At 71.3% G+C, this 13,159-nt stretch carries 7 protein-coding genes; 3 read left to right on the top strand and 4 right to left on the bottom strand.

From position 1 onward, the window contains the following. Positions 1-12: 12 nt before the first annotated feature. Positions 13-483 (bottom strand): glycine-rich domain-containing protein, encoded by a 471-nt coding sequence (locus tag F9C11_RS23120; RefSeq protein ID WP_409179443.1) that lies wholly within the window; start codon positions 481-483, stop codon positions 13-15. Positions 484-788: 305 nt separating this feature from the next. Between F9C11_RS23120 and F9C11_RS23115 the strand changes: the two genes are divergently transcribed. After that, positions 789-1,910, top strand: coding sequence for a helix-turn-helix domain-containing protein (locus tag F9C11_RS23115; RefSeq protein ID WP_409179442.1), 1,122 nt, complete (start codon positions 789-791; stop codon positions 1,908-1,910). A 126-nt stretch (positions 1,911-2,036) separates the two neighbouring features. Here F9C11_RS23115 and F9C11_RS23110 read toward each other — a convergent pair whose 3' ends face one another. Together F9C11_RS23110 and ileS are read right to left on the bottom strand one after the other, a co-directional pair. Then, the gene (locus tag F9C11_RS23110) at positions 2,037-3,419 is read right to left on the bottom strand and encodes an amino acid permease (protein WP_409179441.1); all 1,383 of its coding nucleotides are present in this window, start codon (positions 3,417-3,419) and stop codon (positions 2,037-2,039) included. Positions 3,420-3,521: 102 nt separating this feature from the next. After that, a complete protein-coding gene (ileS, locus tag F9C11_RS23105; RefSeq protein WP_409179440.1) occupies positions 3,522-6,683 on the bottom strand; it encodes an isoleucine--tRNA ligase in 3,162 nt (1,053 codons plus the stop codon). A 421-nt stretch (positions 6,684-7,104) separates the two neighbouring features. On the opposite strand from ileS, the gene F9C11_RS23100 reads away from it, so the two are divergent. Further along, the gene (locus tag F9C11_RS23100) at positions 7,105-8,877 is read left to right on the top strand and encodes an HSP90 family protein (RefSeq protein WP_409179439.1); all 1,773 of its coding nucleotides are present in this window, start codon (positions 7,105-7,107) and stop codon (positions 8,875-8,877) included. Beyond that, positions 8,874-11,603: a hypothetical protein gene (locus tag F9C11_RS23095; RefSeq protein WP_409179438.1), complete on the top strand. Its 2,730-nt coding sequence runs from the start codon at positions 8,874-8,876 to the stop codon at positions 11,601-11,603. The genes F9C11_RS23100 and F9C11_RS23095 overlap by 4 nt, the downstream gene beginning before the upstream one ends. 178 nt (positions 11,604-11,781) lie before the next feature. On the opposite strand, the gene F9C11_RS23090 is transcribed toward F9C11_RS23095, so the two are convergent. Beyond that, positions 11,782-13,125 carry an MFS transporter gene (locus tag F9C11_RS23090; RefSeq protein ID WP_409179437.1) on the bottom strand — a complete coding sequence of 448 codons (1,344 nt, stop codon included), beginning with the start codon at positions 13,123-13,125 and terminating at the stop codon, positions 11,782-11,784. Positions 13,126-13,159 lie beyond the last annotated feature (34 nt).

Below are 13,159 nucleotides of genomic sequence, written 5' to 3'. Positions count from 1 at the left end.
TGCCTCTTCGGTCTAGCTCCGCGCGGAAGACGGCGGCGGGTCGTCGGTGCACCCGTTCTTGCACTGGGAACACTTGGCGCACTTCGCCGCGCCAGTGAACCACAGGGGCTCGTCCACCGCGAACCCCGCCGCCCGGATGGCGCCGGTGGTCCGGCGCATCATGTCGACGAGCGGAACGTCCCCGATTTCGTCTCTGTCATTCGGGACGTGGTGGATGAAGCTTCCGGAAACCCGGTCGCAGAATTCCGCGTATTCGTGCGTGTACAGAATGAACGTGTGCCATCCGATATCGACGGTTTCGCTCGGCGCCAGAGGGCGGCTGGTCCGGGCGCACGCCGCGAGGAACGCAAGCGCCTGGTCCATGATTCGTCCCGCGTACTCCAGAGAAACGACGTTCTCTGTCGAGATGCGGGCCCGGAGCCTGCGGAACAATTCCTCCGGGATGAGCCCCTGCCCGGTCAAGTCCCCTACCGCAACAGTCATATGCGAACATCCTTCCGATCTGGTTGTATCCGTTGCCTTGCGTGCCAACGAAAACCCGGCGACCGCCGCCGGGACCACTACAGTCCAGCGGACTTCATTCGTTGCCGCGCATGGAACCCGGCCGGTGCGGAGCCGATTCGCGGACCGTGCGCGGAAGGTCTCCCCAGCATGATTCGCGCGGTCATCGCCCGTCCCTCGCGTCCGTACCAGCCCATGCCCTCTACCTTCGGGACCAGCCGGACCGATGAACAGACGTTTGCCGTCTACCGTCGTCTACAGTCAATGGCGAGCACAGGGGGTGACGGATGGACGACCTCGCAGCACGGCTCCGGCGCGCACGCACCGACGCGGGGATGAGCCTCGCGGCTTTAGCCGCCCGCACCCACTTCAGCAAGCCGCTGCTCGGGTTGCTCGAAACCGGAAAACGCACGATCAGCCCGGAACACGTAGTCGCCTACTCCCGCGTCCTGTGCGTTCCCGTGACGGCCCTGTACGGGGCCCCGGACGACCCATTGCGCATCGCGCACGAATGGCTGGTGTCCGAGACTCCCGCAGCCCGGCACACGGCCGCCGGGCGACGCGTCGGCCCCAGCCTCGCCACCGAACTAGAGGAACGCGTCGTCGAGCTGCGCCACCTCGACGACGTGATCGGCGGGGGCGACCTCATCCCGCTCGTGCGCCGCGAACTCGCCGACGCCGAACGGGTAGTGAACGAGGCCAGCTACGACGAGGACACCGGCCGCCGCCTGCTCACCGCAGTCGGCGAACTCGCGCAGCTCGCCGGATGGGTCGCCAGCGACGCCGGACAGTACGCAGAAGCACAGCACGTGTACCTGTCCGGCGTGTCCGCCGCCCGTGACGCCGGCGACCGTGCACTCGCCGGGCAACTCCTCTCCAGCCTCAGCTACCAGATGGCGAACGTCGGCGACCCGGCCGACGCCGCCCTGCTCGCCCGGTCCGCCGTCGCCGGGGCCCGCGACGCCACCCCCATAGTCCGCGCACTGCTGCTCGAACGGGTCGCGTGGGCGTCCGCCCGGTCTCGGGACACCGACGGCACCCGCCGCACCCTGGACGCCGTAGACGACGCCTACGCCGCCCGCAGCACCGACACAGAAGAACCGGAATGGGTGTACTGGCTGGACCGGAACGAAATCGACGTAATGGCCGGACGCTGCCTCATCGAACTAGGCGAACCGGCACGCGCGGAACCTCTCATCACCCACGCCGTCGACGCCTACGCACCGGAACACGCCCGGGAAGTCGCCCTGTACCGGACCTGGATCGCCGAGGCATACGCGCGCTCTGGGGACCTCGACGCGGCCCGCTCCGCACTACGCGCTGCCCGCGAGTCCGGCGACGGAGTCAACTCGGCCCGGCTGGCCACCCGCATCGAACAGATCTCCCGGCTGGTCGGCGCGGACGCATAAGCACCAGGCCCGCGCTGTCGGCCAGCTCCCCGAGCGGAGATCATCTCGTCTCTCAGCCGGGGCGACCTCCGCCTGGGGAAATCGACCGACGAAACAGCAGGTTTCAACCCCGCGCCGTATAGGTCGTTATACAGCCTGATCGGTCTTCCGCCGCGCGCGCTGCCAGCAGATCCCGGCCACGACCAGCACCGCGACCAGGACACCCGAGCTGATCAGCTGGACCCGGGCCTCGGGGTCGCCGGTCATCACCGCCAGGATCGCGACCATCGCGGCCAGCGTGAGCCAGGTCAGGTACGGGAAGCCCCACATGCGCACGGTCAGGCTCTCCGGCGCGGTGCGTTCCAGCTGCCGGCGCACGCGCAGTTGCGTGCAGGCGACCAGGATCCACACGATCAGCAGCACTGAGCCGACCGCGTTGAGCAGGTATTGGAAGACGGTGTCCGGCCAGAGTGCGTTCAGGGCCACGGCGACGAAGCCGAAGAGCACCGAAGCCGCGACAGCGAACACCGGCACGCCGTTTCGGTCCACTTTGGTCAGTGCGCGGGGCGCGTGGCCGCGGCGGGCCAGCGAGTACACCATGCGCGCCGCGCCGTACATGTTGGTGTTCAGGGTGGACAACAGGGCGAACAGCACGACCACGTTCATGATCTGCCCGGCCGCCGGGATTCCGATCCGCTCCAGGGTCGCGACGAACGGGCTCTGTCCTGTTTGGACGTCCGGCCACGGCAGCAGCGAGACGATCACCAGCATGGAACCGATGTAGAACACCGAAATCCGCACGACCGCGTTGCGGACCGCGCGGCCGACGGCGTGCGCGGGGTCGTCGGACTCCGCGGCCGCGATGGTCACCACTTCCAGGCCGCCGAAGGTGAAGACCACCGCGAGCAGCCCGGTGCCGACGCCCTGCCATCCGTGCGGCAGCAGCCCGCCGTGGCCGAGGAGGTTGCCCGTGCCCGCGAACGACGTCCCGGGAAGCACGCCGAGGAACGCGAGCACGCCGAGGACCAGGAACGCCACCACGGCCAGCACCTTGATCAGCGCCAGCCAGAACTCCAGCTCGCCGAAGCGGGACACGGCCGTGAAATTGACCGCGGTCAGCACGGCCATGAAGAGCAGGACCAGCGCCCACTGCGGAATGCCGGGCAGCCAGCCGTTGACGATGATGGCGGCGGCGGTGGCCTCGACGGCGAGCACCACGACCAGCGCGGCCCAGTACAGCCAGCCGATGGCGAACCCGGCCCACGACCCGAACGCGCGCTCGGCGTGCACCGAGAACGACCCGCTGGACGGGATCGCGGCGGCCATTTCCGCCATCATGCGCATCACCAGCATGGCGAGCGTGCCCGCGAGCACGAAGGACAGCACGATGCCGGGCCCGGCGAGCTTGATCCCGACGCCGGAGCTGACGAACAGTCCCGAACCGATCACGCCGCCCATCGCGAGCATGGCGAGGTGCCGCTGGCGCAATCCGGCGGCCAGCCCTTCGGCGGCCGCGGCTTCTGAAGTCATGGGGAATCCCTAGCAGACGCTCACCCAGGCGCCGGAAGGCAGGCGTCCGCGAGGGGAACCCAAGCAGAATCCCTCCGGGTTCCCCGCACGGACCAGCCGCACTTACGCCTTCGCGACCGCCACGCGCACCTTCACGCCTTCGCCGACCGTGCCGTCGAAGCCCTCGGCCACCTCGCCGTAGGACACCGACGTCGCGAGCGTTTCGGACGCCACGAACTCCTCGTGCTTGCGCACCGCGCCGGTCACCTCGCCCGCGGCGTCCACGGTCAGCGAGATCCGGTCGCCGACGTCGAGACCGGCCTCGCGGCGGGCCTGCTGGACCACGCGGACCAGGTCGCGCGCCACGCCCTCGTTCGCCAGGTCCTCGGTGACCTCGGTGTCCAGCACGACCAGGCCGGCCCCGCCGGGCAGTTCGGCCGCAGCGCCGCCGCCGGAGGCCACCAGCCGCCGGTCGTACTCGCCCTCGACCAGCTCGACGCCCGCGGCCACGACCGCGCCGGAGGCGTTCGTCGTCCAGTCGCCCGCCTTGACCGCCTTGATCACCTGCTGCACGGCCTTGCCCAGCCGCGGCCCGGCCGCCCGCGCGTTCACCGCGACCTCGAACGTGCCATGCGCGGCGACGTCGGCGGTCAGCTCCACCGACTTCACGTTCACCTCGTCCCGCAGGATCTCGGTGAACCCGCGCAGCGGTTCGACGTCCTCGGCCGCGACCACGAGCTTCGCCAGCGGCAGCCGCACCCGCAGCTTGTTCGCCTTGCGCAGCGCCAGCGCCGACGACGCCACCTGCCGCACCTTGTCCATCGCGGTCACCAGCGCCGCGTCGGCGGGCAGGTCGAGCGCGTTCGGCCAGTCGGTCAGGTGCACCGAGCGGCCGCCGGTCAGCCCGCGCCACACCGTCTCGGTGGTGAGCGGCAGCAGCGGGGCGACGACCCGGCAGGTCACCTCCAGCACCGTGTGCAGCGTGTCGATCGCGTCCTGCTCGCCCGCCCAGAACCGGTCGCGCGACCGGCGGACGTACCAGTTCGTGAGCACCTCGAGGAAGTCCCGCACGGTCTGGCACGCGCCCGCGATGTCGTAGCCGTCCATCGCGGACTCGACGTCGGTGACCAGTTCGTGCGTTTTCGCCAGCACGTACCGGTCGAGCAGGTGCGTGGAATCCGTGCGCCACTGCCCCTGCTTGCCCTCGGCATTCGCATACAGGGCAAGGAAATAGTACGAGTTCCACAGCGGCAGCACGGCCTGGCGCACCGCGTCGCGGATCCCCCGGTCGGTCACCACGAGGTTGCCGCCGCGCAGGATCGGGCTCGCCATGAGGTACCACCGCATGGCGTCGGACCCGTCGCGCTCGAAGACCTCGTTGACGTCCGGGTAGTTCCGCAGCGACTTCGACATCTTCTGGCCGTCGGAGCCGAGCACGATGCCGTGCGACACGCAGGTGCGGAACGCCGGCCGGTCGAACAGCGCGGTGGCGAGCACGTGCAGCAGGTAGAACCAGCCGCGGGTCTGCCCGATGTACTCGACGATGAAGTCGCTCGGGTAGTGGTGCTCGAACCATTCGCGGTTCTCGAACGGGTAGTGCACCTGGGCATACGGCATCGACCCGGAGTCGAACCACACGTCGAGCACGTCCGGCACGCGGCGCATGGTCGACTTGCCGGTCGGGTCGTCCGGGTTCGGCCGGGTCAGCTCGTCGATGTAGGGCCGGTGCAGGTTGTCCAGCCGCACGCCGAAGTCGGCCTCCAGCTCGTCCAGCGAGCCGTAGACGTCGATGCGCGGGTAGGCCGGGTCGTCGCTTCGCCACACCGGGATCGGCGTGCCGAAGTAGCGGTTGCGGGAGATCGACCAGTCGATGGCGTTCTCCAGCCACTTGCCGAACTGGCCGTCCTTGACGTTCTCCGGGTACCAGGTGATCTGCTGGTTCAGCTCGACCATCCGGTCCTTGAACTGCGTCACCGCGACGAACCACGACGACACCGCGCGGTAGATCAGCGGGTTCCGGCAGCGCCAGCAGTGCGGGTACGAGTGGTCGTAGGTCTCGTGCCGCAGCAGCACCGCGCCCTGGCGCGCCGCGCCGCCGGTGCCGTTCTTGAGGTCCTTGACGATGTTCGGGTTCGCGTCGAACACCTGCTGCCCGGCGTAGTCCGGCACGGTGGCGTCGAACTTGCCGTGGTCGTCCACCGGCGTCACCGGGGCGATCCCGGCCGCGTCGGTGACCACCTTGTCCTCGGCGCCGTAGGCGGGCGCGATGTGCACGATGCCGGTGCCGTCTTCGGTGGTGACGTAGTCCGCGGACAGGACGCGGTGCGCGTTCTCGGCGCCCACGAAGTACGGGAACGGCGGCGCGTAACGGGAACCGAGCAGCTGCTCGCCGGTGTAACGCGCGACGACAGCCGGTTCCTCGCCCAGCTCGCGGGCGTACGCGGCCACGCGCTCCTCGGCGAGCAGGTACCGCTTGCCGTCGCTTTCCACCACGACGTACTGCACCTCGGGATGCACCGCGGTGGCGAGGTTGGACGGCAGCGTCCACGGCGTCGTGGTCCAGATCAGCAGGTACGTGCCGTCGAGCTCGTTGTCGTTGCCCTCCAGGCGGAAGCCGACCGTGACGGCCGGGTCCTGCCGGTTGCGGTAGACGTCGGCGTCCATGCCCAGCTCGTGGTTGGACAGCGGCGTCGCGTCGCGCCAGCAGTAGGGCAGGACGCGGTAGCCCTCGTAGACGAGTCCCTTGTCCCACAGCCGTTTGAACGCCCAGAGCACCGATTCCATGTAGGTGACGTCGAGCGTTTTGTAGTCGTTGTCGAAGTCGACCCAGCGGGCCTGGCGGGTCACGTACTCGCGCCATTCGTCCGTGTAGCGCAGCACGGACTGCCGCGAAGCCTCGTTGAACTTCGCGATGCCCATCTCTTCGATCTCGGTCGTCTCGGTGATCCCGAGCTGCCGCATCGCCTCGAGTTCGGCGGGCAGGCCGTGGGTGTCCCAGCCGAACCGCCGTTCGACGTGCTTGCCCTTCATCGTCTGGTAGCGCGGGACGATGTCCTTGACGTACCCGGTGAGCAGGTGCCCGTAGTGCGGGAGGCCGTTGGCGAAGGGCGGGCCGTCGTAGAAGACGTACTCGTTGTCGCCGTTCGTGCCCGCGGGGCGCGCGTCGATCGTCGCCTGGAAGGTCCGGTCGCTCTCCCAGTACGCGAGGACGCTCTCCTCCAGCGCGGGGAACGACGGCTGGGACGGGACCGTGGTCTCTCCGCCCGGCGAAGCCTGGGGGTACATCCGGGTGCTCCTTGCGTTCGTCGCTCGTACGGGCGACCGGCGGCCGCCCACACGGGGACGAGACGCTCGCGCGTCACGCGGTACCACCCCGCTTGCCCGGCGCACTGCTCCCGGGCCACTCGTTGCGCGGCTGTCACGGGCCGCACCCGTCCGGTTCTACTGCGGGCTCGCGCCCGGTTCTTCCGGAGGCTCCCCGGTGATGGCCGGATCGACGCCTTGCTGACTCCAGGTTAACGCCTCGCCGCAACCCGCTTTCGCCCTGCCCCGGCTGTGTTCGCCCGGCCGGGCGCGGACGCCGGGAAACCGCGCGACGATCGCGCGCGCCGGGCGGAAAAACCCGGTGCCCGGCGCCGGGCCGCACCGATACGGTGGCCGCCGGGCAACGGTCCCGCCAACACCACAGCACAGGAGTCGAGCACGGGTGAACCGTAGTTTCCAGGTGGATCTTCGCGGGGTCGTCGACCTGCTGAGCCAGCACCTCTATTCCAGTCCGCGCGTGTACGTGCGGGAACTGCTCCAGAACGCGGTGGACGCGGTGACCGCGCGGCGGGCGGCCGACGCCGCCGCGCCCGCCGGGATCGCGATCGACGCCGGCGAGGGGACGCTGCGGATCGCCGACACCGGGATCGGGCTGACCGAGGGGCAGGTGCACGAGCTGCTCGCGACGATCGGCCGCAGCTCCAAAAGGGACGAACTCGGGTACGGCCGCCGGGATTTCCTCGGCCAGTTCGGGATCGGGCTGCTGTCCGCGTTCCTGGTCGCCGACGAGACCCGCGTCGTCACCCGCTCCGCGACCGGCGCTCCCGCGGTTTCGTGGACCGGCCGCGCGGACGGCACCTACGCCGTCGGGCCCGGCGAGCGGGACGCGATCGGCACCACCGTCACCCTCACCGCGCGCCGCGGCGCCGAGCAGTGGTTCGTGCCGGAGACGGTCGCCGACCTCGCGACGCTCTACGGTTCCATGCTGCCGTTCGAAATCACCGTGAACGGCAAGGCGATCAGCGGCTCCGGCGTCCCGTGGCTGGCCAGCCAGCGCTCCCCCGGGCACCGTTCGGCGGACCTCGTCGGCTACGCGCAGGAGGTGCTGGGCTTCACCCCGTTCGACGTCGTCGACCTCGACGTGCCCGAGGCCGGGCTGACCGGCGTCGCCTACGTGCTGCCGTTCCCGGCGAACCCGGCCGAGCAAGGCGGGCATCGCGTGTACCTCAAGCGGATGCTGCTCGCGGAAAACGCGCCCGGGCTGCTGCCGGACTGGGCGTTTTTCGCCCGCTGCGTCGTGGACACCGGCGAGCTGCGGCCCACCGCGAGCCGCGAGGCGCTGTACGACGACGATCAGCTCGCCGCGACCCGCGAAGCGCTCGGCGAGCAGCTGCGCGGCTGGCTCGTCGGGCTGTCGGCCACCCATCCGCAGCGGCTCAACCAGTTCCTCAAGATCCACCACCTCGGCGTCAAAGCGCTCGCCCTGCACGACGACGACATGCTGCGGCTGGTCGACGAGTGGTGGCCGCTGGAAACGAACGTCGGCCGGATGACGCTCGCCGAATTCCGCGCGCGCTACGGCGTGCTCCGCTACTGCGCGACCGCCGACGAATTCGACCAGCTGGCCGGCGTCGCGGCCGCGCAGAACCTGCCGGTGATCAACGGCGGCTACACCTACGACAGCGAACTGGTCGAACGCGCCCGCGCGCTCGACCCGGGCGTGCGCGTCGAGCGGCTCGACCCGAGCGACCTCACCACCGCCTTCGCCGACCTCGACCCGGACACGGCGCTGGCGGTCCGGCCGTTCGCCGCGGCCGCGCAACGCTGCGTCGACCGGCTCGGCTGCGAGGTCGTGCTGCGCGAGTTCGAGCCCGCGTCGCTGCCGGTGCTCTATCTCGTCGACCGTGCCGCCGCGTTCGCCGGCGAACTGCGCGCGACCAAGGAAGCCGTGGACGAGCTGTGGGCCGGGGTGCTCTCGGCCTTCGAGAAGCCGGAACGGGACCGCCCGCAGCTGGTGCTCAACTACCGCAACCCGTTGGTACAGCGCATTTCCCGGCTCGACAACGCGGAGCTGACCGCGCTGGCCGTCGAATCGCTCTACGGACAGGCGCTGCTGCTCGGCAGGCACCCGGTCCGGCCCGCCGATTCCGCGCTGCTCAACCGGGCGTTCCTCGGCCTCCTCGACCGCGCCGTCCCGAACCAGGAGAACCGATGACCGCACCGACCGGCCAGGACCTGTGGAACCGGCTGGGAGCGGCCCGCAGCCTCCCCTTCGGCAAGGGCCAGATCGCCGCGATGGAGACCCTGGTCCGGACCGCCGACGCCGAGGGCGCGGGCGACGTGCAGTACGCCGCCCGGCTCTCGCTCGTGCGCGCGTACACGCACGGCGGCGAACCGGCGAAGGCGTTCGTGCCGTTCGCCTGGTGTCTCGCCAAGCACGACCAGGGCGAGGGCGCCGAGAACTGGGACTACGTTCTCTTCTGGTCGTTCAAGTCCGTCGTCAAGTCGCTGACCGACTTCCCCGAGGTGCCGCTGGAACGCACCTACGCCGTGCTCGACGATATGGAGCGCAGGTACCGGGCGGCCGGGCACACGATGAACCCGGTGCACCAGCACCGGCAGATCGTGGCGCGGCACGTCGGCGACCACGAAACGGCCGTCGAGCAGTACCGGCTGTGGAACGCGGCGCCGCGCGGCGAAATGTCGGACTGTGCCGGATGCGAACCGTCGAGCAAGGTCGCCCACCTGAGCCGCTACGGCCGGTTCGAGGAAGCCGTCGCGATCGCCGAACCGGTGCTCAGCGGCACTTTCACCTGCAGCGAGCAGCCGAACGGGATCCTGTCCACACTGCTGCTCCCGTTCGTCCACAGTGGACGGCTCGAGGAGGCGGCGCGGGCGCACCGGCAGGTGTACCGCACGATCCGGCACAACCGGCTGGACCTGGGCCTCCTCCCCCGCCACCTCCGGTTCTGCGCGCGCACCGGCAACCACGTGCGCGGGCTGGAAATCCTCGAGCGGCATCTCGGCTGGCTGGACGACGCGCCCTCCCCGTACGTCGAGATGGAGTTCTGCGCGGCCGCGGCGCTGAATCTGCGCCTGGTCGCCGACTCCGGGCACGGCGGCACGGCCGTGCGGCGGCCCGGAGGCGAGATTTCCGTCCAGGCCCTGCACGACGAGCTTTCCGAGCGCGCGCTGGGCGTCGCGGCCCGCTTCGACGCCCGGAACGGGACCAGCGAGCAGAGCGGCCTGGTCCGCGCCGTCCTCGCCGCCGAGCCGATCGTGGACCACCTCCCGCTGTCCTGGACCACCCCGCGGCCGGCCCCGGCGCGGACTCCGGCCGCACCGTCCTTTCCGGACACTCCGGAGGAACTGGCCGACCTCGCCGAGAAGCACTCCCGGCGCGGCGAAGAAGCGGCCGCCGAAGCCGCGTGGGCGAAGTTCGACGAACTGTGCCCGGAACCGGCCGGAGCGCTGCTCGCGCGGCGGCTGTCCGGGTCCGCCAACGCGGCGGCGGACCCCGAAACCGCCGTGCGCGATTGGCTGCGCGCGGCCGAACTGTTCGCGGCCGAGGGCGACGAGGTCGCCCGGCACACCGCGGCGAGCAAGGCCGGGCTCGCCCGCTGCCAGCTGGGCCAGCCTGGCCTCGCCGCCCTCTCCGACGCGGCCGAGGCACTGGCCGGGCTGGACGATCGGGACCAGTACGTCCGCGCCCTGATGCGGTGGGCCGTGGCGCTTTCCGAGACGGACGACCTCGACGGCGCGTCCGCCGTTCTCGGCCGCGCCAAAGCCGCCGCCACGGCGGCGCCCGCCGAGCTCACCGCCCGGCTCTCGCTGCTGCGCGCCGAACTCACCGCGCGCAGCGGCCGGCTGCCGGAGGCCCGAGAGCTGGCCGGACGCGCGACGGAACTGTTCGCCGAAGCCGGGTTGGCCGGCCAGGAGGGGTGGGCACGGCTCATGGCCGCCCGGATGACCGCCTCGACCGGCGATCTCGAGGCGGCTTACGCCCTGCTGCGGCCCGCCGAATCCGTCGCCGACGCGGGCCTGCGGGCCCAGGTGCGCCGCACCCTCGGCATGCTCGCGTCCGACCTCGGCCTGCTGGAGGACGCGGTGGGCCACTACCGCGGCGAGGTCGCCGATCTGGCCGAGTCCGGGGACCTGGCCGGGGCCGCGCTCGCCCAGCTCGGGCTGGCCTCCGCGGCCGGCCGCGCCGGGGACGCGCTGACCGCCGCCGACGCGGCCGAGGCGGCGATCGAAGTCCTGGAACGGGACGGCGACGAGGACGAACTGGCCAGGGCGCGCTACCTGCTCGCCGGGGCACACCGTGCGCTCGACCAGCGAGACGCGGCGCTGGTCTTGCTGGGGCAGGTGCTCGAGCATTTCGCCGCGGCCGGGAACCAGCCCGCGGCCGGGCAGGCAGCCGAGACCATCGGCGACATCCTCGACGAACTCGACCGCGACGACGAGGCCGCCGAGTCCTACCTGCGCGCCGCGGAGTGCTTCAGGGCGGCGGAAATCCCGGTCGACGCCGTGCGCAACCTGCGGCAGGCAGCGGTGTCGTGGCAGTGGACCGCCGACCCGGACCGGGCGCTCGCCACGCTGGCCGAAGCGGAGAAAAGCGCCGCGGCCCTCGAGGGCGACGAGCCGCCGGTCGTCGGGGAACGAGCCATGGTCGCCTTGAACGGCGGCCGGATCCTGGGTTCCGCCGGACAGCGGGAGGAAGCGCTGCCCCGGGCCGCCGCGGCCGCCGAACTGCTCCAGTCGATCGGCGCGACGACCGAAGCCGCGATCGCCGTGTCGCTGCAGGCCCGGCTGCTGGCCGAACTGGACCGCCCCGCCGAAGCCCGGGCCGCGGCGGAAGCAGCGATCCAGGGCTTCCCGCCGGAGGCGACGGAGCAGATCGAAGGACTCCGGGCGCTTTTGGCGAGCCTCGACGTTTCGTAGGCGCCGCTCCGCCGAGCCCGCGGGTGTTCTGCCGGGCTCGGCGGATCATCCCGCTTGTCGCGAACCTGGCCGCGCACCGTCGCCGCGGCAAGACGCTCCCCCCTGCCTCACCGCGTTGCTTGACCCCGCCCGCGCGCGATGGCCCCAGCGGAGGCACGATCCAGCCCGGCACCGCGAATCAACCCGCCGACTCAACCCGCTCACCCCGAACCCGGCCGCGCACCGTCGCCATCGCAAGCACCGCCGCCGCGAACCACAACCCCGCTGAAACCACCCCCAGCACATGCAATCCGTCCACAAACGACCCGCGCGCCGCCGGTTCCCCCGCCACCGCACCGAAAACCGCCACTCCCAGTGCTCCGCCCGCCTGCCGCGCCGCGTTGTTGATCCCGCCCGCGATGCCCGCGCGTTCCCCCGGCGCGTCGGCGACAGCGGCGGTCACCACGGCGGCCGTCAGCAGCCCCATCCCGACACTGAGCACCACCAGCGTCGGCAGCAGCGTCCAGTACCCGGTGCCAAGGCCGATCCGCAGCAGGTTCAGCAGCGCCGCCCCGCCGAGCAGGAGCCCGGTCACGATCTGCGGGCGCGGGCCGAACCGAGCGGTGAGCCGTCCGGAGACCGGGCCGACCAGGACCAGCGGGACGAACATCGGCAACAGCGCCACCGCGGCGGCGATCGGGTCCGCGCGGAGCACGTCCTGCAGGTAGAGCGTGAACACCAGCACCGAACCGAGGCCGACGAAGTTCATCGCCGCGGACACCAGGTTCGCGCCCGCCGTCTGCCGGGACCGCAGCAGCGACAGCGGCAGCATCGGTTCTGCCGAGCGCAGTTCCACCGCCACAAAGGCCACCGCGAAGGCCACGGCGAGCAGCCCGACCCACGGCGTTTTCGCGATCACCGCGTACACCCCGGAGCCGAGCGCCAGTGCCGCGGTCGCCGCGCCGGGAAAGTCCACGCGGCCCGGTTTCCGGACGTCCGGCGGCACCATCCGCCGGGTCGCGACTGCTGCCGCGGCGACGATCGGCACGTTCAGCCAGAACACCGGCCGCCACCCGGCCGTCTGCACGAGAATCCCGCCCAGCAGCGGTCCGGCGGGCAGCGCGAGCGCCGAAATCCCGGCCCAGATCCCCAGTGCGCGGGCGCGTTCCGCCCGGCCGGGGAACGTCCCGGTGATGACGGCCATCGTGCCCGGCAGCAGCAACGCCGCGCCAACGCCTTGCCCCGCCCGCGCCGCGACCAGCCAGCCCGCCGACTGCGCCAGCCCGCACGCCGCCGACGCGGCCCCGAAGACGGCCAGCCCGGTCAGCACCACGCCGCGGTGCCCGAGGACGTCGCCGAGCGCTCCCCCGGTCAGCAGCAAGGCGGCGAGCACGACCGAATACCCCACCACCACCCACTGCAGCTGCGGGACTCCCGCGTGCAGTTCGCTGCCGAGCGTGGGAAGGGCGACGTTGACGACGGTGACGTCGAGCTGCACCAGGAACATCCCGGCGCACATGGTGAACAAGATCGCGGTGCGCATGGGTCCAGGAGACACCGGGAACGCTTCCGTCGCG

The sequence above is a fragment of the Amycolatopsis sp. VS8301801F10 genome (assembly GCF_046195355.1).
Classification (GTDB): Bacteria; Actinomycetota; Actinomycetes; order Mycobacteriales; family Pseudonocardiaceae; genus Amycolatopsis.
The sequence above is the reverse complement of the archived record's forward strand: the minus strand, read 5'-3'. Positions and strand labels throughout refer to the sequence as shown.